Annotated in this window: 26 protein-coding genes, 2 tRNA genes and 1 pseudogene; 2 read left to right on the top strand and 27 right to left on the bottom strand. The window is 40.4% G+C overall.

All coding sequences use genetic code 11. From position 1 onward, the window contains the following. Positions 1–20 precede the first annotated feature (20 nt). From ciaH to SK608_RS04610, 24 genes are all read right to left on the bottom strand, one after another. Positions 21–1,355, bottom strand: coding sequence for a two-component system sensor histidine kinase CiaH (gene ciaH / locus SK608_RS04720; RefSeq protein ID WP_033676951.1), 1,335 nt, complete (start codon positions 1,353–1,355; stop codon positions 21–23). Next, positions 1,345–2,019, bottom strand: coding sequence for a two-component system response regulator CiaR (ciaR, locus tag SK608_RS04715; RefSeq protein ID WP_000590639.1), 675 nt, complete (start codon positions 2,017–2,019; stop codon positions 1,345–1,347). Before ciaR ends, ciaH begins: the two co-directional genes overlap by 11 nt. A 108-nt stretch (positions 2,020–2,127) precedes the next feature. Then, the gene (locus SK608_RS04710) at positions 2,128–4,674 is read right to left on the bottom strand and encodes a M1 family metallopeptidase (RefSeq protein WP_033676949.1); all 2,547 of its coding nucleotides are present in this window, start codon (positions 4,672–4,674) and stop codon (positions 2,128–2,130) included. A gap of 121 nt (positions 4,675–4,795) precedes the next feature. Beyond that, the gene (locus tag SK608_RS04705; protein WP_033676947.1) at positions 4,796–5,236 is read right to left on the bottom strand and encodes an ASCH domain-containing protein; all 441 of its coding nucleotides are present in this window, start codon (positions 5,234–5,236) and stop codon (positions 4,796–4,798) included. Next, positions 5,233–6,081 carry a putative PEP-binding protein gene (locus tag SK608_RS04700; protein ID WP_033677775.1) on the bottom strand — a complete coding sequence of 283 codons (849 nt, stop codon included), beginning with the start codon at positions 6,079–6,081 and terminating at the stop codon, positions 5,233–5,235. The genes SK608_RS04705 and SK608_RS04700 overlap by 4 nt, the downstream gene beginning before the upstream one ends. Then, positions 6,059–6,559, bottom strand: coding sequence for an NUDIX hydrolase (locus tag SK608_RS04695; protein ID WP_033676945.1), 501 nt, complete (start codon positions 6,557–6,559; stop codon positions 6,059–6,061). The genes SK608_RS04700 and SK608_RS04695 overlap by 23 nt, the downstream gene beginning before the upstream one ends. 9 nt (positions 6,560–6,568) lie before the next feature. Further along, positions 6,569–7,267 carry a 3-oxoacyl-ACP reductase gene (locus SK608_RS04690; protein WP_033676942.1) on the bottom strand — a complete coding sequence of 233 codons (699 nt, stop codon included), beginning with the start codon at positions 7,265–7,267 and terminating at the stop codon, positions 6,569–6,571. After that, a complete protein-coding gene (locus tag SK608_RS04685; protein ID WP_033676940.1) occupies positions 7,260–7,496 on the bottom strand; it encodes a DUF2829 domain-containing protein in 237 nt (78 codons plus the stop codon). Before SK608_RS04685 ends, SK608_RS04690 begins: the two co-directional genes overlap by 8 nt. A gap of 110 nt (positions 7,497–7,606) precedes the next feature. Further along, positions 7,607–8,260, bottom strand: a complete 654-nt coding sequence (locus SK608_RS11905; protein ID WP_419992011.1) for a transposase — start codon at positions 8,258–8,260, stop codon at positions 7,607–7,609. A 47-nt stretch (positions 8,261–8,307) separates the two neighbouring features. Continuing rightward, positions 8,308–8,451: an IS630 transposase-related protein gene (locus SK608_RS12045; protein WP_152548850.1), complete on the bottom strand. Its 144-nt coding sequence runs from the start codon at positions 8,449–8,451 to the stop codon at positions 8,308–8,310. A 297-nt stretch (positions 8,452–8,748) separates the two neighbouring features. Then, positions 8,749–10,161: a Fe-S cluster assembly protein SufB gene (gene sufB / locus SK608_RS04675; RefSeq protein ID WP_033676939.1), complete on the bottom strand. Its 1,413-nt coding sequence runs from the start codon at positions 10,159–10,161 to the stop codon at positions 8,749–8,751. Between the two features lie 57 nt (positions 10,162–10,218). Then, positions 10,219–10,659 carry a Fe-S cluster assembly sulfur transfer protein SufU gene (sufU, locus tag SK608_RS04670; protein WP_004261446.1) on the bottom strand — a complete coding sequence of 147 codons (441 nt, stop codon included), beginning with the start codon at positions 10,657–10,659 and terminating at the stop codon, positions 10,219–10,221. Continuing rightward, positions 10,646–11,872, bottom strand: a complete 1,227-nt coding sequence (locus tag SK608_RS04665; RefSeq protein ID WP_033676933.1) for a cysteine desulfurase — start codon at positions 11,870–11,872, stop codon at positions 10,646–10,648. The genes sufU and SK608_RS04665 overlap by 14 nt, the downstream gene beginning before the upstream one ends. Positions 11,873–11,882: 10 nt before the next feature. Continuing rightward, positions 11,883–13,145, bottom strand: a complete 1,263-nt coding sequence (sufD, locus tag SK608_RS04660; RefSeq protein ID WP_033676932.1) for a Fe-S cluster assembly protein SufD — start codon at positions 13,143–13,145, stop codon at positions 11,883–11,885. A gap of 27 nt (positions 13,146–13,172) precedes the next feature. Further along, complete coding sequence (gene sufC / locus SK608_RS04655) at positions 13,173–13,943, bottom strand: Fe-S cluster assembly ATPase SufC (RefSeq protein ID WP_000114489.1); 771 nt, start codon at positions 13,941–13,943, stop codon at positions 13,173–13,175. A gap of 149 nt (positions 13,944–14,092) precedes the next feature. Beyond that, on the bottom strand, positions 14,093–14,287 hold the full coding sequence (locus SK608_RS04650; RefSeq protein ID WP_001081602.1) for a DUF3272 domain-containing protein: 195 nt from the start codon (positions 14,285–14,287) through the stop codon (positions 14,093–14,095). A gap of 27 nt (positions 14,288–14,314) precedes the next feature. Continuing rightward, positions 14,315–15,970, bottom strand: coding sequence for a DNA polymerase III subunit gamma/tau (gene dnaX / locus SK608_RS04645; RefSeq protein WP_033676930.1), 1,656 nt, complete (start codon positions 15,968–15,970; stop codon positions 14,315–14,317). Further along, positions 15,970–16,467 carry a GAF domain-containing protein gene (locus tag SK608_RS04640; protein WP_033676928.1) on the bottom strand — a complete coding sequence of 166 codons (498 nt, stop codon included), beginning with the start codon at positions 16,465–16,467 and terminating at the stop codon, positions 15,970–15,972. The genes dnaX and SK608_RS04640 overlap by 1 nt, the downstream gene beginning before the upstream one ends. A gap of 85 nt (positions 16,468–16,552) precedes the next feature. Beyond that, positions 16,553–17,755, bottom strand: a complete 1,203-nt coding sequence (rpsA, locus tag SK608_RS04635; RefSeq protein ID WP_033676925.1) for a 30S ribosomal protein S1 — start codon at positions 17,753–17,755, stop codon at positions 16,553–16,555. A gap of 161 nt (positions 17,756–17,916) precedes the next feature. Next, positions 17,917–17,988, bottom strand: a tRNA-Gln gene (locus tag SK608_RS04630). 9 nt (positions 17,989–17,997) lie between these two features. After that, a tRNA-Tyr gene (locus tag SK608_RS04625) sits at positions 17,998–18,078 on the bottom strand. Positions 18,079–18,127: 49 nt separating this feature from the next. Next, the gene (locus SK608_RS04620) at positions 18,128–18,358 is read right to left on the bottom strand and encodes a DUF2969 domain-containing protein (protein WP_000037113.1); all 231 of its coding nucleotides are present in this window, start codon (positions 18,356–18,358) and stop codon (positions 18,128–18,130) included. A 97-nt stretch (positions 18,359–18,455) separates the two neighbouring features. Further along, positions 18,456–20,423, bottom strand: coding sequence for a peptide ABC transporter substrate-binding protein (locus SK608_RS04615; RefSeq protein WP_000837408.1), 1,968 nt, complete (start codon positions 20,421–20,423; stop codon positions 18,456–18,458). Positions 20,424–20,445: 22 nt separating this feature from the next. Then, on the bottom strand, positions 20,446–21,468 hold the full coding sequence (locus tag SK608_RS04610) for a branched-chain amino acid aminotransferase (RefSeq protein WP_033676924.1): 1,023 nt from the start codon (positions 21,466–21,468) through the stop codon (positions 20,446–20,448). 307 nt (positions 21,469–21,775) lie between these two features. Here SK608_RS04610 and SK608_RS04605 point away from each other — a divergent pair. Then, a pseudogene (locus SK608_RS04605) lies at positions 21,776–22,030 on the top strand (IS630 transposase-related protein); the annotation flags it as partial. Between the two features lie 197 nt (positions 22,031–22,227). Beyond that, complete coding sequence (locus tag SK608_RS10655; RefSeq protein WP_082242447.1) at positions 22,228–22,344, top strand: hypothetical protein; 117 nt, start codon at positions 22,228–22,230, stop codon at positions 22,342–22,344. A gap of 216 nt (positions 22,345–22,560) precedes the next feature. On the opposite strand, the gene SK608_RS04595 is transcribed toward SK608_RS10655, so the two are convergent. The 3 genes from SK608_RS04595 to SK608_RS04585 are packed head-to-tail and all read right to left on the bottom strand — an operon-like array spanning position 22,561 to position 25,323. Then, positions 22,561–23,727 (bottom strand): ATP-grasp domain-containing protein, encoded by a 1,167-nt coding sequence (locus tag SK608_RS04595; RefSeq protein ID WP_033676922.1) that lies wholly within the window; start codon positions 23,725–23,727, stop codon positions 22,561–22,563. Between the two features lie 12 nt (positions 23,728–23,739). Next, a complete protein-coding gene (locus SK608_RS04590) occupies positions 23,740–24,480 on the bottom strand; it encodes an esterase family protein (RefSeq protein WP_000546753.1) in 741 nt (246 codons plus the stop codon). Between the two features lie 18 nt (positions 24,481–24,498). Further along, the gene (locus SK608_RS04585) at positions 24,499–25,323 is read right to left on the bottom strand and encodes an alpha/beta hydrolase (RefSeq protein WP_033676919.1); all 825 of its coding nucleotides are present in this window, start codon (positions 25,321–25,323) and stop codon (positions 24,499–24,501) included. Positions 25,324–25,356: the final 33 nt, after the last annotated feature.

Below are 25,356 nucleotides of genomic sequence, written 5' to 3'. Positions count from 1 at the left end.
CCCCGTCTGGAGCGATATTTTTATTTTTTCTTTTTCGATGGTGTGTGGATAGCAATCTTCACTTCAAAGATTGTTCCCTTGGGTTTATTATCTTTAACAGTAATGGTTCCTTTAAGCGCATCTACAATTTGCTTGGCCAGAGATAATCCTAAACCAAAACCACCTTTTTGTCGGGTTCTAGCCTTGTCCACTCGATAAAAACGATCAAAAATTTTCTTCTTATCTTCTGCTGAAATACCGACTCCATTGTCGGAAACCAGTAAATACAGATTGCGATCAGTCGCCGAGATAAGAAAATCAATTTCACCATCCTCTTCAGTATACTTGACAGCATTATCAAATAGGATAGTCATCAACTGCTTCAAGAGAAGCTGATCCGTGACAATCGTTCGATGGATCCGATTTTCAAAACGGAAGACACGGTCATTTTCAGAAGCAATCATTTCATAGTTTGTGAAAGTCGTATTGAAAAAACTAGTTGGAACTTCTGCAAGTTCCGGCTTAATCCCATCATCTCTACGAGCTAAGTTCAACAAGTTCGTTGTCAAAAAGCGCATATTTCGGACTTCTTCCAAACTCGATGCAATGCTTTCGCTCACATCCATAATGGTTGCCTCTGGCTTACGGAAAAGGGTCTCTAAGCGATTTTGCAAAACTGCAAGTGGAGTTCGTAACTCATGACTGGCATTTTCCACAAAGGACTGTTGCTTCTGCATGCTCTCAAGCAGAGGACGAACACTGACCCTAGCTAGATAGAGACTGGCGAGCAAAGACAAAATCCAGAAACTAGCCATCACAATCACAATCAATTTCTCGTGCTTTTGACTGGCCTGCTCCAACTGACTGGTATTAATCAAGACAGCTGCATACTTGATATTGGTTGAAACCGAACTGATATTGGTTTCCATCAAAATCATGCGATAGATTTCTTCTTGTCCATAGCTATTAAAAACCTGAATCTGATAGATATGGCCTAGTTCTTTCTTTTCTAACTTAATCTTATCCAATCCCAAAAATCGATTTCCAGAAAGGAGCTGGGTAAAATTCTTATCAAAAAGAATGACTTCTGTGTTGGAACTGACATTGGGTTTTATCTCAGTCTTGCTAGAATCTGTAGCGGCATTCTCTAAATCTTTAATCTCTTCTGTTGCCCTATTTACCGCCAGCTGAATAACTGCTTGAGGATTTTCACTCAGTCCATGAAGCTTATCATCCACCGAAGTATAAAGACTCGAATGCATGACTTGCAAAATAATAAGAGTCATGGTGGAAAAAATCAGAGTGAAGACACCAAAGTTACGGATAAAATAACTAAAGTCATCCGCATACCATGTTTTTTTTAGTTTACTGAACATCTTTTAAAATATACCCAACACTGCGCAAGGTTTGTAAATTCTCTGCAAAAGTGGTTCCTTTTAATTTCTTACGGACTTTTGAAACGTAAACTTCGACAACTGAAATCGTTGTATCACTATCAAATCCCCATAGACGATCAAAAATCTGAGTCTTCGGCAAAATCACATTTTGATTTTGAAGGAAATAAACTAGTAAATCAAACTCTTTCCCCAGTAATTCGACTGGAGTATCTTCAACCTTAACAGTATTTGTTGACAAATTAACCACAATATTTCCATAAGTCAAGGTGTTTTCATTAAATTTACCTGAACGTTTGAGAAGGGCTTGAATCCGCATTTTGAGTTCTTCTAGGTAGAAAGGTTTGGTCAGATAATCATCTGCACCCAATTCAAATCCATGTCCCTTGTCATCCAAACTTTCCTTGGCAGTCATGATCAGAACTGGAGTCGTAATTCCCTTTTCACGCAATTCTTTCAAGACTTGGAAACCATTTTTTTCAGGTAACATCAAATCGAGCAAAATCAAATCATAGACGCCACTTTCAGCTTCATAGAGACCTTCTTCCCCATCAAATACCTGCATGACATCCGCAAAATCGTCTAAAAAGTCAAATACTGAATTTGACAGGCCTAGATCATCCTCAACCAATAAGATTTTTATCATGAGAAACTCCTCCTTATTAAAACCATTATACCAAATTTGCCTTAAAAAAAACTCAACTCTCTGCATTTTACATGAGATAGCTGAGTTTTCTTTTTATTTTAGGCTTATTTATGCGTTTCCGTATTGAAGAACGACTACTTCCACTGCTGATTTTTCACGGTTAATCAAGTCAACACGCGCTGCAATTTCCTTGATTCCCATACTGATGTTACGGCTAAGAGCAAGGTCAGAAAGTTGTGGCTCAAAGAATTCCTTGTACTCTGCCAAGCGTTGCTGAGTCTTAAATACGTGAGCAGGAAGGATAACAAAGCTATCAAAGCTCATATCTCCTCCAAGAGCTGCCTTAATCCAAGCCCAGTTTTCACGAGCCCAAGACCAAGCTGTTTCCTGAGTTGCTTGATGAGCTAGGAATTGGTAATACCATGCAGACAAGTCTTGTGGTTTAACCACAAATTTGTCCTTCCAAGAAGCAATCAAGGTTTGGATATTGTCCGCATCTTTACTATAGGCAAGAGCGGCTGCCAACTGACGTTTAAAGACAGCATCTGTTGCGTGAGTATAAGTATCAAGATAAAGTGCTAACAAGTCTTTGGTCTCATGATGTTTCATCTCATTGATCAGGACTTGTGAGCGAATAGCTGCTGGAAGTCCTGCAAGATTCTCCTTGTGAGCCGCGAAGATTTGGCTAGCGACTTGACTAGCTTCTGCATCATTTGAGCGAATCATCATAGAAACAGCCAACTGACGAACCAATTCATCCGCATCTGATTCTCCGTCTTTAGCTTCAAAACCAAGACGGTCATAATTATGACGAGCCAATTTAGCAACCAAGGCTTTGAAGGCTCTTTCAGCTTCTGTTCCTTCATCGATAAAGCGCTCAAGAGCAGAAATTACTTCAGAAACAGCTGAAACGACAAGGTAAGATTCTTCCTTAGCAAGTTTATCAAGAACTGGGAGCAAGTCAGCATAAGAAATGTGCCCTGCTTCAGCAAGCAAACGACGTTCTTGGACGATTTGCAATTTGCTTGTGTTATCAAGCTCAACTAGGTCAGAAAGAACAGCATCTAACAAGTCTCCTTGATAGTCTGTAATGTAGTGGGCTGTATTTTCAGTGTTGAGACGAAGTGCTGTTTTGTTTTCAGCAAGAAGAGCTGCGTAGCCTGGAATTTCGATGCTTTCAGTTTCAAGTGTATCAGGCAAGCCTTTCCAGTTGCTGTTTAGTGGCACAACCCAGAGACGGTTCTTGTCTTCGTGCTCACCGATAAAGAATTGTTTTTGTGAAATCTTCAAAACATCATTTTCAACTTTGACAGTGAGAACTGGATAACCAGGTTGTTCCAACCAAGAATCCATGAAGGCTGAAACATCACGGCCAGATGCTTGACCAAGAGCATCCCAAAGGTCACGACCAATTGTATTTCTGTACTGATGTTTTTCAAAGTAGGCATGCAAACCTTTGGCAAAATCGGCATCACCTAGCCAACGACGAAGCATGTGCATGAGGCGACTTCCTTTGGCATAGACGATAGCTCCGTCAAAGAGCGTATTGATTTCATCTGGGTGTTTGACTTCGACGTGAACAGACTGCACGCCATCAGTTGCGTCACGTTCAAGAGCGTGAGGTACTCCACCTGTTTGGAAATCTTCAAAGATATTCCAGCTTTGTTCAATAGCATCCACACAGACGTACTCCATCATGTTAGCAAAGCTTTCATTGAGCCAAAGGTCATCCCACCATTTCATAGTAACAAGGTTACCAAACCATTGGTGAGCCAATTCATGTGCCACAACAAGAGCAACTTGTTGACGGCTGGCAAAGGTAGAGTTCTCATCCACAACCAAGTAAACTTCACGGTAGGTCACAAGACCCCAGTTTTCCATAGCTCCAGCTGAGAAGTCAGGAAGGGCGATGTGGAGAGATTGAGGGATCGGGTACTTAACTCCATAGTAATCTTCGTAAAACTCGATAGAGCGAACAGCGATATCCAGTGAGAAATCAAGGTTAGATAGTGGGTGGGCTTTGGTTGAATAAACACCTACGAGGGTACCATTTTTAGTTTTAGCGGTCACACCTTGCAAATCACCTGCTACAAAGGCTAACAAGTAAGAAGACATGCGAGGTGTTGTCTCAAACTTCCAGATACCTGTTTCCTTACGTTTTTCAACATCGATTTCTGGCATGTTAGACAAGGCCAATTCATCTTCTGCTTGGTCAAAACGTAGAGAGAGGTCAAAAGTTGCTTTGGCTTCTGGTTCATCCACACATGGGAAGGCTTCGCGCGCAAAATGACTCTCGAACTGAGTAGACAAGACTTCCTTCTTCACTCCATCAACTGTGTAGTAAGATGGGTAAATCCCTGTCATGTTGTCTGTAATTTTTCCTGAGAAAGCGATAACCACTTCAACTTGACCTGCTTCCGCAAGTTCAATATGAAGGGCTTCATTTTCATGGTCAACTGTAAATGGACAAGCTACCCCTGCAACTTCTACAGAAGCGATTTCCAAGTCTTTTTGATGAAGGGAAATGCGGTCACTCTGTGCTTGACCACTAATAGTCACCTCTCCTGAAAAAGTCTTGGTCTCACGACTCAAGTCTAAAAATAAATCATAATGTTCAGGAACAAATTGCTTAATAAAATGTTCAACTGCTTGCATAGTTTTCTCCTATCTAAGTTTAAGAGCTAGAGCTCTTCTTCAAACAAACTTATTATATCATGTTTTGCTTGAGAAAAAAGGATTGGACAGCGATTTCCAAAACTTTCTTCCATCTAACAGTCTACAGTGGGTAGACCTTGCGAAATTCTTCTAAAACAACCTTACTGTCAGGTGTAAAAGTCAGTCCTGCTTCACCCAAACAGTCTGTGAAAAAGTCCTCATGAACCTGACGCCAATAGGCTAAAGATTTGTCACCTTCCCCTTCCTTAAAGGCATGTTGAGCAGAAACTTGATGAAAGGGTTCAACGGAAACCTTGTTAATTTCGACAATGCAGACAGCCTGATTTTGACTATCTAAAATAACATCGAAGGTCCCTTCTTGTGGAAGAGGTTCGTCTTCTAGTGCGTAGAGGTCGTAGGCTGAGGCCGTTGCCGTCTTTTCGCCTCCTAAGACCAAATCTGCCAAGAGATCGGCATCTACTCCAAAAGCCCAGGCATCTATCTCATCTCCTATAGAGGGATTAATTTTCTTGTATGCATTCCACATTTCCTGCGGTGTCATGGGTTGCTCCTTTGTAATTTTTTACTTACTTCTTTTACACGTTTGAGGTGGTCTGGATGGTCAATCTCTAAATTAAAAATCTCTGGAATAGAACTGTAGTGGATAATGCATTCGATACCCATCTGATTCATTTTTTGTATGAAAGAAGTATTCAGATAGCCTGCTACAGCAAAATCAATCTTTTTCATCCTTGTTTTATCCTGCATCTGTATTAACATATCTAACATAATTGGACTTTCCATATCATGCCATTGACTGTTTCTCACAGTGGCAAAAATAAAAGAAGTCAAATCATTCATTCCAACTACAATCTTTGAAATTCCCGTTTCCAGTATGCTGTCTAAGTCAAAATATGCTGACGGTAATTCAATCATCGTGGCAATTTTCCCAGTAAAACCCTGCTGACGCAATACTGTAATAGCTTGCTTTAACTGCTCAGCATCATTGACAAAAGGAAAAATAAGAGACAGATTGGGATTGGTTTGATAAACTTCTGTAACGACATGTGCTTCAGCCTGAAATTCATCCAGACACGCCAGCAAACGCCTAGTCCCTCTATATCCAAATAAGGGATGATTTTCATCAAAATACTCTTTAGTCCCCTCTAAACAATTAGCTTCTGTATTCGTTAATTCAGTAAAACGATACCAAACTTCTTCATCTGAGTACAGGGAGCAGATAGTCTCTAGATAATCTTTTACAAATTGCTGACAACTTGCTAATATGATGTTTTGATTAAGCTCTCTCAACAAATATTCCCCACGAATCATGCCAACATGATGAAATAGTTGTGGGTAAACTTTTTCATCATGTTTTTCGCCACTAAGGGCAAGTTGATTTCTCATCATTCACCTTCCAATTCATGTAAGATGTCTTGTCCAATTCTGGAAATCCTAATAATTCTGCTTTGATCTTCAAGACTAATGGCGATGCATTTTCTTCTGTGATCTCTTGAATATCCCTCCAAATATATCCAAGTGAATCATTCGCACCATCAGACACAGCTTCCGAAATCGTAACTTGAGGTGCACTCTCATTCATTTCAACATCATACAACGCCATGATATGGTGAACCATAAAATTTTTTAATTCTTCCCTGACGAAAACATCGTAGATTCGAGGATTAGAATAGCTTCTAACAGTAAATCCCGTCTCTTCCATAACTTCTCTAGTCAGCGTTTCCGTCAGTCCTTCACCAAGTTGCTGACTGCCTCCAGGTAGATCGTACCGATGTTGATAAGGGCCTCTCGTTTTTTCAATGCAGAGTAACTTCCCATTTTCAAAGCAAACAGCGTAGACTCCAAAGTATTTTTTGATTTCCATCAGATCCTCCTACTTCAAAGACCATCCACCGTCTATTGTCAATATTTGTCCTTGCATGGCACTCACTTTCCCACTTGCTAAGAAAAGGCTAATCTCTGCTATTTCCTCTGGTTCAATCCAGCGCTTGATTGGTGTTTCACTAGCGACCCAGGCAGCCAATCCACCTGGCTCAAAGTCCGCAGCAGTCATAGCTGTCTTGACTGCTCCTGGAGCGATACCAAAGACCTGAATCCCAGCTTCTGCATAGTCTAGAGCCAACTGCTTGGTAAATCCAGCCAAGGCGTGCTTCGAAGAAGTATAGGCGTGTCCACCGCCACCTGCTAGGCTCGAAGCTATGGAACACATATTGATAATGGTCCCTTTTTTATTCTCTAGCATTTGTGTCAAATAATAACGAGTCAACTCAACAGGAGTCACGTAGTTAATTTCAAAAATTTCTTGAATTTCCTGCGCTGTCTGTTCCAAAAGTGGTTTATAATCATCCAAAACTCCAGCAGTATTGCACAAAACATCCACCTGAGGACACCAGTCAAAAATAGGTTCCAAGTCCAAGGTTAAATCTCTCTGTAAAAAGTGAAAATCACCCTCTAAGAGTGGATTTTCACCTTGGTCAACTCCATAAACTTGATACCCCTTCTCTAAAAAGAGGCGAGCTTGAGCCAGACCAATCCCTGAACTCACGCCTGTAATGAGTACACATTTAGTCATGCACTTCTACCCAATCTATCGCCAAAACATCACAAGGTGTCGGACTCCACATGGAAAAACCTTCTCCTTCTCCAGACACGTTGATTAGGAAATAAGGTGTCACTTCAAGTGCAACCCCGTTTTGTTCAATGGTGTCAAAAAGTTGGACATAGTTTTCAGCCCCTCCCCAACCAGTACGTACATATTTTTTCTTAGCCTTTAATCCAGGCAGAATTTCTTCAAATGTCATGGTTTTCTCCTTTTATTCTACATTTTTCATTTAATTATAACAAAAAACCGTTGTGCAACGGCTTTTTGACTCATTTTAAATCAAAATCAATAAGCATTTTATAATTATAGTCATTTAGTTTTAAAAAAGCGTTCCAAACATTCAAAAATATTTGGAACTTCCCTTAATAAATCCGTCACTTTCTTTTTCAAGATAGCCCAAGTTTGCTCAATAGGATTCAAATCTGGTGAATAAGATACTAGATGTAAGAAAAAGTGTCTATCTTGGATACACAGTTCATCCAAGATATGCTTGGGACGAAAACTAGCATTGTCCATAACAATAACATGAGGTGTCTTCAAATCAGGCAAGAGCTGCGTTTTGAACCACTCCACAAAGAAATCACTCGTCATACTTTCCTTGTAAATCATGGGAGCTATAAACTCTCCGTCTACTTGTCCTGAAACAATTGAAGTCCGCTCAAAACGCCGTCCGCTAATCTTTTCATAGACTTTCTTCCCTCTAGGAGCCCGTGCATAGGGACGATAGAGGTAGCGGTCGATTCCCGTTTCGTCAATATATACGACTGGTAAATCTTTTAGGTTATCCAAAATATCAAGAAATTCAGCGACTTTCTCAGAATCTTGTTCCTTAAAGCTAGTCATCTTTTTTAAAGTGATATGAATTTGCTTTAAAGCTCCCCATACTGAAGGAACAGCACAATCAAAATGTGCCGCAATTTCCCGTAAAAAAGCATCTGGATGAGCCTCTACAAAGGCTTTCAATTCCTCTAAAGGAATTTTCCACTTTTTGACGACTCACTTTTTCCGCTCTAAGTGTCCTTGCTCACGTCTTTCTTTTCCCACGTGAAGAGAGTTCTGCCGCCAACATCAAAAACTTTGTATGTCTCGACATGTCTGTGTCCCTCTTTGATGTAATCTAATGCTCCTTGTTTAAAATCTGTACTATATGTCATAGCTTTATTATAAGATGCTTATTTTAAACTAAGCAACTATATCGTGGCTTGAACTGACTATTTTATATATTGTCTTACTTCGTCCTCACAAAACTATATCAAAAATCAAAAGCGCTTAGGAAAAAACTCTATTTCATGAGAGAATACAATAAATCTTCCCACAATAAAATGCATAATATCAAGTTTTTTGGCTCCTGATATCATGCATTTTCTGTTCTTAAAACCTTTTTCTCAGTCTCTTGTTGTTACAAGTTCATCTTCAAGATCCTTGATTGGGGGTAAATCTAAAAACAAATTTTACCCAACTGATCCTTCCATTTCGTAGCTAATCAAGCGATTCAGCTCAACTGCATATTCCATTGGAAGTTCTTTGGTGAAGGGTTCTACAAATCCCATAACAATCATCTCAGTTGCCTCAGATTCTGACAATCCACGGCTCATGAGGTAATAGAGTTGTTCCTCTGAAATCTTAGAAACCTTGGCTTCGTGTTCCAAAGCTACTTGCGAGTTATGAATTTCATTAAATGGAATAGTATCTGATGCTGATAAGTCATCCATGATAATAGTATCACACTCAATGTGAGAAACAGATTTCTTAGAGTTCTTATTAAAGGTTACTTGTCCACGATAGTCAACCTTACCTCCACCTTTAGCGATGGATTTAGACACGATAGACGAGCTTGTATGTGGAGCGTTGTGGATCATCTTAGCTCCAGTATCTTGGTGTTGCCCTGCATTAGCAAAGGCAATCGAAAGCATGGTTCCACGCGCCCCTTCTCCATCTAGGTAAACAGATGGGTATTTCATGGTTGTTTTGGCACCCAAGTTTCCATCAATCCACTCAACAGTGGCGTCCTTTTGAGCCTTAGCACGCTTTGTTACCAAGTTATAGACGTTATCAGACCAGTTTTGGATGGTTGTATAACGCATATAAGCACCATCCAAGGCAAAGATTTCTACAATGGCAGCATGCAAGCTGTTACTTGAATAAGTTGGCGCTGTACATCCTTCTACATAATGGACACTTGCTCCTTCATCAACGATAATCAAGGTACGTTCAAACTGACCAGTATTTTCGTTGTTGATACGGAAGTAAGTTTGAAGAGGAATATCTACCTTGACCCCTTTTGGTACGTAGATAAAGGTTCCACCAGACCATACTGCTGAGTTAAGGGCAGCCAACTTGTTATCTGTTGGCGGTACCAACTTAGCAAAGTATTGTTTAAACAAGTTTGGGTATTCCTTGAGGGCAGAATCCGTATCTGTAAAGATAATCCCCAATTTCTGGAACTCTTCCTTCATGTTGTGGTAAACCACTTCTGACTCATACTGGGCAGAGGCACCAGCTAAATAAGCACGCTCAGCTTCTGGAATCCCGATACGTTCAAAGGTTTCTTTGATTTTTTCGGGAACTTCATCCCATGAACGAGCTGGTTTATCAGATGGTTTTTGGTAGTAGATCAAGTCATCAAAATCAATCTCTGACAAGTCTGCTCCCCAAGTTTGCATGGGCATTTTTTTGAAGGTTTCATAAGACTTCAAACGGAACTCTAACATCCACTCAGGTTCTCCCTTAGCAGCTGATAGTTCACGAATGACATCTTCATTCAATCCTTTTCCTGTCGATAGGACAGGCTCTACATCATCATGGAAACCAAATTTATATTCACCAAGATCAATTGGTTTTGGTTCTACTCTTTCTTCAGCCATAATATCCTTTCTTTCATTCTTCATTTCTACTGATTCATAAGACAAAAGAAACTTGCCTTACTTGTTTTCTTGATTTTCAATTGTTTTCTTGAGGGCGTTCCAAGCTAGGGTTGCACACTTGATTCGTTGAGGGAATTTGGCAACACCTGACAAGAAAGCAGCATCACCAAGACTATCTTGTCTGTCATCTTTTTGCCCTTGAACCATTTCAGAAAAAATAGTCGCCAGTTCTAAGATTTCTTGTTTGGTTTTTCCTAAAACTGCGTCCGTCATCATGCTCGCAGAGGCAGTCGAGATGGTACAACCTGAGTTTAGAAAAGCGATATCTTCCAAGCGGTCATCTGCATCAAACTTGACGGAGAGATTGATAACATCTCCACAGGTCGGATTGTTGAGACTGATTTGCTCAGCATCTTCTAACTTCCCTTGGTGATGTGGATTTTTCGAATGGTCCGCTACCACTGCCATATAAAGGCTATCTAGTTTAGAAAGTGCCATTGAAAAACTCCTTTGTCTTTTGTAAGGCATCGACTAGCTTGTCGCAGTCAGCCTTGGTATTGTAGATATAAAAACTTGCACGAGCTGTTGCTGGAACATCCAAATACTGGAGCAAGGGTTGAGCGCAATGGTGACCTGCTCGAACAGCTACTCCTTCATAATCCAAAGCAGTCGCAAGGTCGTGCGGATGAAGATCACCTAGGTTAAAGGCAATCACACCTGAACGTTGAGCCAAGTCCTGTGAACCATAAATGGTCAGTCCTTCAATCGCCTGCAGTTTTGGATAGACGTATGCGATCAATCCTTGTTCATGGGCTTCAATGGCATCCATACCAATCTTTTCCAGATAATCTACTGCCGCAGCAAGTCCGATTGCACCAGCCATGTTAGGAGTTCCAGCCTCGAATTTCCAAGGCAACTCCTTCCAGCTAGCAGATTGCTCATAGACAAAATCAATCATCTCACCACCAAATTCAAGGGGTGACATTTGTTCTAGATACTTTTCTTTACCATAAAGGACACCGATACCAGTCGGACCAGCCATCTTGTGACCTGAAAAGGCAAAGAAGTCCACATCCAAGTCCTGAACATCTATCTTCATATGAGGTGTAGATTGTGCTCCATCCACCACCATGATGGCACCAACTTGGTGGGCCAATTGAGTGATTTCTTTGATTGGATTGACCACACCAAGAACATTTGAGGCGTGAGCAAGGGAAACAAACTTAACTTTATCAGTCAATTTAGCTCGCAAATCATCCATATCCAGAGCTCCGTCCTTGAGATAGACATAAACAAGCTCTGCTCCAGTCTTGCGGCAGGCTTCCTGCCAAGGAATGATATTAGAATGGTGTTCCATGACGGAAATCAAGACCTGGTCTCCCTCAGTCAAGACTTCCTCAGCAAAGCGCGCTACCCAATTAAGACTGGTCGTCGTTCCTCTAGTAAAGAGAACTTCCTTTGTAGACCCTGCATTGATAAACTTACGAATAATTTCACGAGCAGCTTCATAGGAAGCAGTCGCCCGCTCTGCCAAGGTATGAACCCCACGATGAACATTGGCATTGTCCTGCTCATAATAGCGGTTAATCGTTTCCAGAACTGCTAGTGGTTTTTGTGTCGTCGCGGCATTATCCAGATAAACCAGAGGTTCATCGTTAACAATCTGATCTAAAATTGGAAAATCCTTGCGAATCGCTTCTACATCTAACATAGGCTACCCCTTAGCGTTTTGACAATTTTTCTTCGATAGTTGCAATCATTTCATCACGAACTTCCTTGACTGGAATCTCAACGATAACAGATCCAAGGAAACCACGAACAACCAAGCGTTCTGCAGTTGCCTTATCCAAGCCACGGCTCATGAGGTAGTACATATCTTCTGGATCTACTTGTCCGATAGAAGCAGCGTGACCAGCAGTTACGTCATTTTCATCAATCAAAAGAATTGGGTTGGCATCTGAACGTGCTTGGTCTGAAAGCATAAGAACACGACTCTCTTGTTGCGCATCCGCTCCCTTAGCACCCTTGATAATGTGACCGATACCGTTGAAAGTTAAAGTTGCTTTTTCAAGAATAACCCCATGTTGTAGGATATTTCCGATTGAGTTGCAACCATAGTTAGTTACTCGGGTATCAATCCCTTGTACCTGACGGCCACTTGAAAGAGCTACCACTTTAAGGTCCGCATGGCTACCATTTCCAATCAAGTCGCTATCAAAGTCCGCAACGACGTTCCCTTCGTTCATGACACCGATTGCCCAGTCAATGCTTGCATCGTTGCCTAATTTACCACGACGGCTAATGTAAGCAGTGACGTTTTCACCTAGACGGTCGATCGCAGCAAACTTCACTTGAGCACCAGAACGTGCAATTACTTCTACTGTGATATTAGCAGTTACTTTGGCACTTCCTTCACCACGTGACTCTAAACGTTCCAGATAACTAATCTTAGAATTTTTACCAGCGATAATCATAATATGCTTGTTAAACGGCACATCGCTATCGCTGTCTTGATAGAAAATTCCTTCGATAGGTTCAGCAATCTCAACATTATCAGGAATGTAGAGAACAGCACCACTGTTAAAGTAAGCAGTGTGATAAGCTGCCAACTTGTCATCGTCATACTTAACAGATGACATGAAGAATTCTTCGATCAGCTCTGGAATTTCTTCTAAAGCTGAATGGAAATCTGTGAAGACAACACCCTGTTCAGCTAACTCAACTGGAGTTTGCTCAAAAACAGTTTGAGTTCCTACTTGCACCAACTTCAAGTGGTTATCTAGAGCTGTGAAATCTGGAACATTTGCTGATGGCTCGCTTTCTGTAATCGTTCCATCCCCCAGATTCCAACGGTGGAATTTGACACGCTCAATAACTGGTAATTCCAAAGTCTCAATCTTGTCAAAAGCTTTTTGACGGAGGTCAGCCAACCAGCTTGGTTCAGCGTGCATTTCTGAAAAAAGTTTAATATTTTCTTTAGTCATTTACTTCTCCTAAAAGATACGAGGGAATTACAATTCTTCCTTGTAGTCGTAGCCAAGTTCTTCAGCTAATTTTGCGTATCCTTCACGTTCCAAACGCGCAGCCAATTCTGGACCACCTGAAAGGACAACACGACCTTCCATCATCACGTGTACCACATCAGGTGTGATGTAGTTCAAAAGACGTTGGTAGTGAGTGATAATCATAGCACCAAAGCCTTCACCACGCATAGCATTCACACCTTTAGAAACAACTTTAAGAGCGTCAATATCAAGACCAGAGTCAATCTCATCCAAAAGGGCAAATGTTGGCTCCAACATCAAAAGTTGAAGAATCTCATTACGTTTTTTCTCACCACCAGAGAAACCTTCGTTGAGGTAACGCTCAGCCATTTCTTCTTTCATGTTGAGCAATTCCATCTTCTCGTCCAATTTAGTGATAAACTCACGAACTGAAATCTTCTCATCATCTTCTTTACCAGCATTCATAGCTGCACGAAGAAACTCAGCGTTAGTAATGCCAGGAATTTCTGATGGGTATTGCATAGCAAGGAAAAGTCCCATACGCGCACGCTCGTCCACTTCCAACTCAAGGATGTTTACGCCATCAAACAAGACTTCACCTTTGGTCACTTCATAGTTTGGATTTCCCATGATAGCGGCAGAAAGAGTCGATTTACCAGTACCATTTGGTCCCATGATAGCGGCGATTTCTCCTGTTTTCAGGGTCAGGTTAACCCCTTTTAAAATTTCTTTTCCTTCAATCTCGACGTGAAGATCTTTGATCTCTAATACTGACATGATAATTCCTTTCTTTTTTAAGACCTTTACAGTTCTTACTGGAAACATACTTGATTTCCCTAGAAAATACGGTAAAAGGTCAATAAATATACTTTTATAGTATAACAAAAAAAGCCTAAAAGGCTTTGATTTTGTCTAGAAGCTGAGGACTAGTCTTTTCCTTTTAAATGCTGGTCAATGACATCTACAATCTTGCCCATCAAGTAACTAACTCGGAAATTTCTAAAGAGCAAAATGGCCCAAAAGGCTGCCATAATATAACGCCCAGTCATCCAAGCTTCATTGAAAAAATAGGTCTCAGCAGCTGTAAACAGCGCGATGATAATAAATTGTTGTCTATTCATAAACTTATTGTATCATGAAATCTTTCTTTAGTCTTCTTCTACCTTCACTTTATCAGCCAAAAATTCAAATCCTTCTGGAATCAGACTTTCTTCTGCTTCTTTTTCAGTTTGAGAAGATTTGGCTTTGGCTGAAAAGGCTGCGCGAACTTCTTTCCATTCCTCCATGGAAATAGCTAAAATCTCAGGTGAAAAACCTGCTGCCTGACTGAGGATATTGCCAAACATGGTGTTGAGATTGTCTCGTTTCATGGTTTGACCAGCATTGAAGTTAGACTCAAAAGCAAGAATAGCATGGTGTTCATTGGCCGCAACCGGTTGAGAACCAACTAGCAAAGCCTTATCAGGACCTCCTAGACTTTCAATCACCTCTCCCCAGGCATTCTGCAAGCGTATCAGATTTTGACGTGCTAAATCAGGATTTTCGACAGCCTCTTGTAAGATAGATTGGACTTTATTACGATCCACACGATAGACTGTCTTGCCTGCTGTTGGACGACTAGGAGCTGGATTTGTTGGCTTAGCTACGGTTCCCACATTGGCGAGTTCATGTTTGAGACGGGCAACTTCCTGTCTCAATGCAGAAATTTCATGTTCAACCGCCCCAGAAAGAGTTGCTTCAGGCTTAACCTCCGCCAAGCGAATAGTCATCATCTCAGCATAAATCTTAGGCTGCAAACTAGACTTAATATCTGCTAAACTGACTGTCGCTAAGCGAATCATTTCAAACAGATTTTCTTGAGGAAGTGCCAAATTCTCTACAAATACTGGACTATGATGAGTGTTTTCTCCCCCTGTTTGAACAATTAACAAGTCTCTTAAATAGTGCAAAAGGTCGGTCACAAAACGAGTCATGCTCTTACCATTTTCAAAGAGAAGATTTAAGCAAGACAAGGCCTTGGGAACATCCTGTTGAGACAAGGCAGCCACATAATCATCCAAGGCTGATAGGCTAATGGTGCCAGTAATTTCTTCAGAGATAGCAGTCGTCAATTCATTTCCCTGTGTCAAACTCAGGGCTTGATCCAAAATAGACAAGGCGTCCCGCATTCCACCTTCAGCTCGTCTAGCGATAATTTCCACAGCCTCTGGTTCAGAAGTAATATTTTCTTTTTCTAAAATATAGTGGATATGTTCCTTAATATCCTGTGTCTTAATCGATTTAAATTCAAAACGTTGCACACGGGATAGAATAGTGGCAGGAATCTTGTGCAATTCAGTAGTGGCCAAAATAAAGACTACATTCTGTGTTGGCTCTTCCAGCGTCTTTAGGAGGGCATTAAAAGCTCCTGTAGACAGCATGTGAACCTCGTCTATGATATAAACCTTATAACGGGCAAGACTAGGGGCATAGGTAGATTTATCACGAATTTCACGGATTTCATCCACCCCATTATTAGAGGCTGCATCCATTTCGATGACATCTTCTAAACTACCATCCGTCACTGCCTGACAAATATAGCAGTTATTACATGGTTCACCACCCACTTGATTGGGACAGTTCATAGCCTTGGCAAAGATCTTAGCCACACTGGTTTTTCCCGTTCCACGAGGACCAGAAAAAAGATAAGCATGACTTATTTTCTCTTGCTCTACAGCTTGTTTAAGGGTCTTAGCCACAACTTCTTGACCAACCAACTGGGAGAAATTTTGACTTCTATATTTTCGATAAAGTGCTTGATACATTAGGCTTTCTCCCCAAACATTGTAAAGTCCCATTCTGTCTTTTCAAGCAAAATAGCGACAAATTGTTCCAAATAATCTCGATCCATAGTATCATAATCATCAATCTCTGAAGAATCCAGATCCAGAACCCCTAGCAATTGACCATTCTTAACTATCGGAACAACAATTTCACTTTTTGCTCTACTATCACAAGAAATATAGTTGGGATAAGTTGTTACATCACCAACCAGAACAGTTTCCTGAAAATGAGCCGCCTCCCCACAAACACCTTTTCCCAGTGCAATACGGATGCAGGAAACACCTCCTTGGAAAGGACCTAAAACCAATTCCTTTCCATCGAACAGATAAAAGCCTGCAAATACGGTATTAGGAAAGCGTGATTTTAGAAGAGCACTGGCGTTGGAAAGATTAGCCAAAACATTGGTTTCGCCTTCCAATAAAAAAGAGAACTCCTCATTTAACATTTGATAACGTGATTGTTTTTCTGATTCTAACATAGAACTATTATATCAAAAAAGGCTTACAGACAAAAGAAAAATCCCTTGTTTAGAAAACAAAGGATTTTGTGAATTTTCAATTTGATTAAAGTTCGATATCACCGAACAAGTCAGCCATTGAGAATCCTGTTTGTGTTTCTGGAAGTTCGAAATCACGTTTTTCTTGACGTTTTGGACGACGTGGACGAGCAGCACGTTTTTCTTCTTTTTGTCCTTCTTCTTGAGCTGGACGCTCCTCAAGAGCTTTGATAGAAAGTGATACGCGCTCTGCATCTGCGTTAACTTCAAGAACTTTAACTTTAACTTCTTGACCAACTTTAAGAGCTTCTTTAGGATTTTCAATACGTTTGTGTGAAATTTGTGATACGTGAACAAGTCCATCGATACCTGGCAATACTTCAACAAATGCACCGAAGTCAGTCAAACGTTTAACTGTTCCTTCTACTACATCACCTTTAGCCAATTTTTGCTCAACGCCATCCCATGGTCCAGGTGTTGTTGCTTTAAGTGAAAGTGATACACGTCCTTCTTCTTCGTTAAGATCAAGGATTTTCACTTCAATTTCTTCACCAACAGTTACAACTGATTTTGGTGATACGTTACGTTCATGTGACAATTCAGTCAAGTGAACCAATCCGTCAACACCACCAAGGTCGATGAAAGCACCAAAGCTTGTGATACGAGCAACTTTACCAGTTACAACATCACCAACAGCCAATTTACCGAATACTTCAGCGCGAGCTGCTGCTGTAGCTGCTTCAACAACTTCACGACGTGAAAGGATGAAGCGGTTTTCTTTAGCGTCAACTTCTTTGATTTTAGCGTCAAATTCTTGACCTACAAAACGCTCAGTGTTACGTACGAAACGAGTATCCAACATTGAAGCTGGGATAAATCCACGAACACCTTCAAATTCTACTGAAAGTCCACCCTTAACGGCACGAGTTCCTTTAACAGTAACAATTTCTTCTTCGCGACCAACAAGCTTGTCCCATGCTTTGCGAGCTTCAAGGCGTTTTTTAGATACAAGGTATGTAACTGTATCAGTATCTTTACCAACTACTTGACGAAGTACAAGAACATCCAATACTTCTCCTACTTTAACAAAGTCATTGATATCAGCATCGCGATCGTTTGTCAATTCGCGAAGAGTCAAGACACCTTCAACACCAGTTCCAGAGATTGCAACGTTAGCTTGAGTCGCATCAACTGTCAATACTTCAGCACTAACAACATCACCAGTCTCAACTTGGCTAACGCTATTTAGCAAATCTTCAAATTCGTTCATCTAAAAAATCCTCCAACAATCAAGTTTTTCTTAAACTTGACATACTTATAATTTTTTTCCTAAGCACCCGCAAGGACATGTTCATATCGTTCACGTCTTTCAATTATAAAAATAAAATACCCTAAGATATTTTGCTTTTTATCTTGATTATTACCTAAGAACTGGGGTAGCTGGATTCGAACCAACGCATGAGGGAGTCAAAGTCCCTTGCCTTACCGCTTGGCTATACCCCATTGATAAAATGGAGAGAGAGGGATTCGAACCCCCGAACCCGAAGGAGCGGATTTACAGTCCGCCGCGTTTAGCCTCTTCGCTATCTCTCCTACAATCAACATGGACTATTATATCATGAAAATTTCAAAAAAACAAGACTTATTTTGCTAAATTATAATTTTCAATCAAAATTTCCACAGCTTTTTCCAATTTTTTATAAAAACTATCGACATTCCCATTCTTTATGATGGCAAATTGTCCATCTAATTCGGCAATTTCTCCGATAACTTTTTTACCAATGGTCAAGGTATAGCCTTCAAAACTGTCTTTTCCTACATTAACCTTGGCATCTGCTACTTGAATTTCAATTTTTTTATCTTTCTTACTCATTTCATACCTCTCTTCACTTTTTCTATTTTACAAGAAAATCCTAAAACTAGCAAGAAAAAACTCTACATCAGGCTTGTCTGATATAGAGTTTTCCGCATTATTTAATGTGTTTTTCTAGTTCTTTTTGGTACTTACCATTTGATTCCAATTTTTCTTTTTGCCATTTTTTCAGTGCTTCTTCATATTCTTTTGTTGTAACAATATCTTTTTGCAATTTCATTCCTTTAAAGATATATGGGTCACCTTTAATACCAACTTGTGAGTATGGTTTTGAGAATGGCACGACATTACTTACAACTGGAGAACCACCAGATGAAGCTGTTGGCATCAATAATGAACTATCTGTCAACCAAGCTTGAGCCTTAGCATATTTTTCATAGCGCTCTTCAAGATTTGTAGTCTCTGAATCGGCATCATCCAATAATTTCTTATACTGGTCCAAACCAAGTTTCGCTACAACATCCTTATCTTTTCCTTTAGTGATACCAAGGTGTTTCATAGCAGAACCTGATTTAGGATCCATGATATTCAAGTAAGATGCTGGGTCTTGATAACTTGGAGCCCATCCTGTACTGTTCAAATCATAATCTTTTTGAGAAGGAACACGCGCTTGTGAAGTGATTGTTTCCTTTTCATTATCTGTCATTTGAAGAACGTCGATGACAACATTTTCTGCACCAAGAGTTGATTCGATTGACTGTTTGAAAGAGTTGCTTTGTTGAACAGCGATGGTATCTGTTTGTTCAACTGGGACATCCAAGTGAATTGGGAATGTTACCCCTTTAGATTCCAAGTCTTTCTTAGCTTTTTCGAACGCAGCTTTAGCCTTGTCAGGGTTGTAGATAGAATCCTTACCATCCACTAACTCAACGCCTTTCCATTGGTCACCGTAGTTCACCAACTCAGCTTGAGCTATTTGACCAAAGTTTTTACCACCTGCTTGCACAAAGTTGTCAGGAACAAGGCTGTTACGAATAATCTTGTCCGCACCGTCTTCACCATTTAGCTGGGCAGCATAAGAATGGCGGTTGAAGGCAAAGTTGATAGCCTGACGGAAGTCCTTATTAAGCATAGCTTCTTTTGTAGAAGTCTTTTGCTCTTCACTTGTTTTCGCAGTTTTATTATATGACTGACGATTTACGTTAAAGGTGAAGTAATAGCTACTTGAGTCCTGTGGACTATAAGTGATTTTATCTCCGTATTGTTCCAAAGTAGAAGCAAAGTTTGAGCTACTTGGGAAGAGGCGGGCTGTCGTATAGGCACCTGAAGAGAAGCTACGAATCAACGATTCCTGATCTGAACCATCGTAGTAGGTCAATTTGATCTTTTCAATTTTTACCTTTTCTTTATCCCAGTAGTTTGGATTTTTCTCGTATTCGATTAACGATTTAGAAGTCAAGGTCTTCAAGATATAAGGACCATTGTAAAGAATACCTGCTGGAGTAACTGCTCCATAATCTTTACCTGATGCCTTCAAAAACTCTTCATTTACAGGCAACATCGTCGCTGTTGTAACTTTAGAATTCCAGAAACTTTCTGGTTTGTTTAGGGTATATTCAACTGTATAATCATCCAAGGCCTTAACACCAACTGTAGAGAAATCATTGGTCTCACCAGTCATGTAGGCATCCAAGCCCTTAATTGAATTTTGGATGAGAGAGACACCGTCTGACTTACCGTCAGCTACGTGTTTCAATCCTGTTACAAAGTCATGGGCTGTTACTTCTGCATATTCTTCACCTTCAGAAGTGTACCATTTAACTCCTTTACGAAGTTTGTAAGTATAAGTCAACCCATCTTTTGACACAGACCAATCCTCAGCCAAGGAAGGAATAACATTTCCGTACTGGTCGTTTTCCATCAAGCCATCAACCACGTTCCCGATGACATCTGTTGTAGATGTACGAGTCGCTATACTATAGTCCAAAGATGCTGGATCTACTGCATAGACATATGAAAATGTTGTCGGTGCATCTGCTTCTTTATCAGCTTTTCCACAAGCCACTAAAAGAGCTGTTGTGCTCAGGACCACTCCTGCTGTTAAGAGCCACTTTTTCGATTTCATCAAAAATCTCCTTTTGTTTATTTTAATCTACTTTTACAATCCAACCTTCTGGCGCTTCAATATCACCAAACTGAATACCTGTCAATTCATCATAAAGTTTACGAGTCACAGGGCCAACTTCTGTTTCACTATAGAATACATGGAAATCATCACCGTGCTGAATTCCACCAATTGGCGAAATAACTGCTGCTGTACCACAGGCACCTGCCTCTACAAAACGGTCAAGGTTATCAATTGGGACATCCCCCTCAATAGGAGTCAAGCCCAAGCGGTGTTCTGCCAAATAAAGCAAAGAATACTTAGTAATAGATGGCAAGATAGAAGGACTCAATGGTGTTACAAACTCATTGTCAGCTGTAATTCCAAAAAAGTTAGCTGAACCGACTTCTTCAATCTTTGTATGAGTTGATGGGTCTAGATAGATAACATCTGAGAAATGACGTGATTTCGCCAATTTCCCTGGCAAGAGACTGGCAGCATAGTTCCCACCAACCTTAGCCGCACCTGTACCATTTGGAGCCGCACGGTCGTATTCATCCTGAATCAAGAAGTTGGTTGGAACCAAACCACCCTTAAAATAATTTCCAACTGGCATAGCAAAGATGGTGAAAATATATTCCTCTGCTGGTTTAACCCCGATAATATCTCCAACACCAATCAAAAGTGGACGAAGATAAAGGGTTCCACCTGTTCCATATGGTGGTACGTATTCTTCATTCGCGCGGACAACTGCCTTACAAGCTTCTACAAACATGTCTGTCGGAACTTGTGGCATCAAGAGACGATCACAAGTACGTTGCAGACGTTTAGCATTTTCGTCAGGACGGAAAAGTTGAACACTACCATCCTTAGTACGGTAAGCTTTCAAACCTTCAAAGGCTTGTTGACCATAGTGAAGACTTGGAGAAGACTCTGAAATATGCAAGGTTGCATCTTCTGTAAGTTCTCCTTGATTCCATTGTCCATTTTTAAAATGAGCAATATAGCGATAAGGTAATTTCATATAGGAGAAACCAAGGTTTTCCCAATCAATCGTTACTGTCATATTCCACTCCTTATTCTAAAAACCTATTTCTTATATTCTACACTTTTTTTCTAAAATAGCAAGTATATTTTGTAATTTTCAGAAAATTTCTTCAATAAAAAGAATCTAAGGTATCTGTCGTAATGAATCCTATATAGAGATTCATAAAGAACTCAAATTATTCTTCTATCTCGTTTAGTGAAATCTATTCAATAACTGAACTTATTTTTGACATACATAGAGCCCGTACATTAATATTAGTAACCTGTTTCGACAGAGATATGACAAAATGAACTAAAGATAGTACACAATGTGGTGCAGTCATCTTATGCCATATTCAATAGATTTACGTAAAAAAAGTTCTTGCCTATTGTAAGCGAACAGGTAGTATAACAGAAGCATCATACGTTTTCCAAATCTCACGTAATACCATTATCTAAAAGAGAAAATAGGTAATCTAAACCATCAAGTAAAAGGAACAAAACCAAGAAAAGTTGATAGAGATAGACTTAAAAACTATCTTACTGACAATCCAGACGCTTATTTGACTAAAATAGCTTCTGAATTTGGCTGTCATCCAACTATAGCGTATTGAATCTAGAGTAGTACATTACAGTTGCTAAAAAATTTCTAGAAAAAATTGACTTTCTCAATCACTTTGTTCACATCTTATTTCAATCTACTATACTATCCACTATGCTCTCAAAGCTATGGGCTACACTCGAAAAAACGAATCACACCTATTATGAATAAGCCCCAGAAAAAGTAGCTTTATTTCTTATTCCTCCCCACTCATCTGAGTACAATCTTATTGAGAAAATCTGGGCTCATATTAAAAAGCACCTCAAAAAGAGTCTGGGACAAAAAGATTTTGATTTTAGGAATTCTTTATTATAAGTTTTTAAAATCGATAGATTAGAAAAAAAAGCGAACAAAACAGAATTCTGGGTTTCAGATAACTCGTTTTGTTCGCTTTTTATATTTAAGGTTAGACTTTTGTCCCAGACTCTTTCTTTTACGAGGCTCTTTTGTCCTACTCTTGTTTCAATCCGCTGTGTTTCTCATAAAAAACAAAAGGATTAAGGGAGTGAATTTCCTTAATCCGATAGTCTCTTAAGCCTGACGCTGACCAAAATCCTTAATCATCTGATCCATTTCTTGTCGACTCGGAGTTGTCAGCATATAAAGGTAATCTCCTTGAAGTTCTGCGAAGGCAGCTGGCATGATTTTTTTAACCTTGAACTGCTGACTGTATTTGGCAAGCAAGTCCTCCTCGGAATAAACATAGTGAGCATTTGCACGACGTGATGTAGCCAAACAATACTGAGGTTCAAACTCTGACGCTGGGAACTCTTCTCCTGCTACAATAGCTGCATAGCCACGATAGAGGTCCAAGGAATGAGCAAAGTTATAAACATCAATTGTAAAACCACCTGCAGGACGGTTATTGTACTCAATGGCAATGTAGTCGTCCCCTTCACGGAAGAACTCAATATGGAAGAACCGTTCTTTCATACCAAATTCTTTGACAATTGCCTCACCATATTTACGTAATTTAGGATCCATATCCTTGAGAACGTAATAAGAATTGTCCATCTTGTAAATCATGAGATCAAGTGGTGTATAGGCGTAGTCAAAGGTTGTTGAGAAGACAATCTTACCATCCTTGTCTACGAGCCCATCAAAGGTACAGATTTCGCTAGAGGTGACAAATTTCTCAAAGAAATAAACAGTTGAATGATCCCACTCAGACTTGAAGTGATTGATATCGTCTTCTGTCTCAAGTTTAAAGGTTGCGGCTGCTCCCACTCCATTATCAGGTTTGGCAATCATTGGAAGACCGATTTCGTTTACTGCTTGATCAACATCTGCTTCCGTCTTGATAACAGCTCCAGGGACCACAGGGACACCTGCTTTTTTGAAAAGCTTCTTCATTTCAGACTTAAATTTCGTCTTTTTGAGATCCTCTGGTTTGGCACCAAAAACATTGAATTGCTCACGAAGACTTGCGTCCAACTCTAGCCAATATTCATTGTGGGATTCGATGCGGTCAATCGGGCCATGTTTATAAAAGAGAAAAGCAACTGCACGTTTGACTTCATCTATGTTCTCAAGATTGTCTACACGGAAATACTCGGTCAGGCTATTGCGCAATGGCTCATCCAATTGCTCGTATGGTTCTTGACCAATTCCCAAGACCGTGATGCCTTTATTGGCTAGTTCTATGGTAAACTGTTGAAAGTTTTGTGGATAGTAGGGAGAAATAACAAGGTAATTCATAGATAACTCCTTTTATAAATAGAGATTTCCAAGGAAATAAGGCATTTGTTTGCGCCACCATTCCCAGTCATGGGCGACATCGTGTCCCCATTCAGCAAACCAGGCTGGAATTTGTTTCTGGTCAAAGGCTTCTTTGAGCTTGTAGAAAGATGGCAAGCCATCTTGTTCCCAGGCACCGAGACCCGTACAAAGCACAATCTCTGCCTGACGATAACGGTCAATAAACCAGCCGTCGTTCTGGTTCCAGATATAATCTACTGGCGAGTTTTGGTAAATAGCATCGTCGTTATAGTAATCGCCGACAAAGAAACGTGCGTCGTAAACACCACTGAGAGCAATTACTTTGGTGAATACATCTGGATGCTGAAGGAAGAAATTGAGTGCATGATAAGCCCCCATCGAGCAACCTGTCGTCATCATGCCATCAAACCAACCTGTCTTATGCTTGATAAAAGGAATGGCCTCCTCAATCACGTAGCGTTCGTAGGCACGGTGCATCTCCGCTTGGTCGTGACCGTTTTTCCAAGTGGCCAACCAGCTCTCACTGTCTACACTGGATAGGGTAAAGAACTGAACACGGCCTTCCTCAATAAAGGAAGCACAAGCATCAATCATGCCAAAATCATAGTATTCGTTGTGACTACCACCTGATGAAGCAAAGACCACAACTGGAATCCCAGCATGACCATAACGGTTAAGGTACATTTCACGGTTAAGGTGGCCACTCCAGTGGCTAAGATGTTCAATATGCATATTCTCTCCTTTCTTACTTTACCAGTTTTCTGCAAAAAATCTCAGACAGTCTGGTAAATTCTCCGACCAAGGGATTTCACTATGGATGGAACCAGACTGAACTTTCAAGACAAGATTATCTAAGTGTACTCCCCCTGCTATCAAATCATGGTAATAGCGAAGCGATGAGTCGATATAGGCTTGTTTGATATTGCCAGCCATCAAGGTCTTGTCCGTATCATCTGCTTCTTCTGTTCCAACATAGATAAAGATACGCTGGTCAGGCGATAGTTGCTGACGCTCGATATAGCGGTTAAAGGCTTCTTGGTGGAGCCAGTTGGCAGATGAAAAGACACCCAAGCAACCAATTTGGTCTTGGTATTCCAAACCGATAAACTGGGTAATATTGCCTCCTAGTGAAGACCCAATCATAGCCGTATGCTGGCGGTCAGCTTTGGTACGGTAGGTCTCATCGATAAATGGCTTGACCACCTCCATGATAAACTCAGAATATTCCACACCCTTACCGCCAAACTGCTGCCCCGGAATAGGAGATTCTTGGAACTTCCAAGCCGCATACTCATTCATCCGCCCCATACCATCATTGTCAATGGCAACGACAATCATGCGACTGATATCAGGATTACGCTTAATAGCTGGGATAATCTTCCATGAATGGCCAATGAAGGACTCTTTACTATAAAAAACATTTTGCCCGTCATGAAAGTAAACAACAGGATAGGAACGATCCGTGTCTTTCTCATAATCTTTAGGAAGAAGAACACGCACACGGCGTTCCTTACCTGTATAAGGAACCTTGAGTTTGTGTTCTTTCATTTTTAAATAAAAGTAAGATTGATTCATTGTCAGAAAACTCTCTATATTCAAAATTTTATT

The sequence above is a fragment of the Streptococcus mitis subsp. hohhotensis genome, from assembly GCF_000722775.1.
GTDB lineage: Bacteria > Bacillota > Bacilli > Lactobacillales > Streptococcaceae > Streptococcus > Streptococcus carlssonii.
This window is presented reverse-complemented; position numbering and strand designations above follow the sequence as displayed.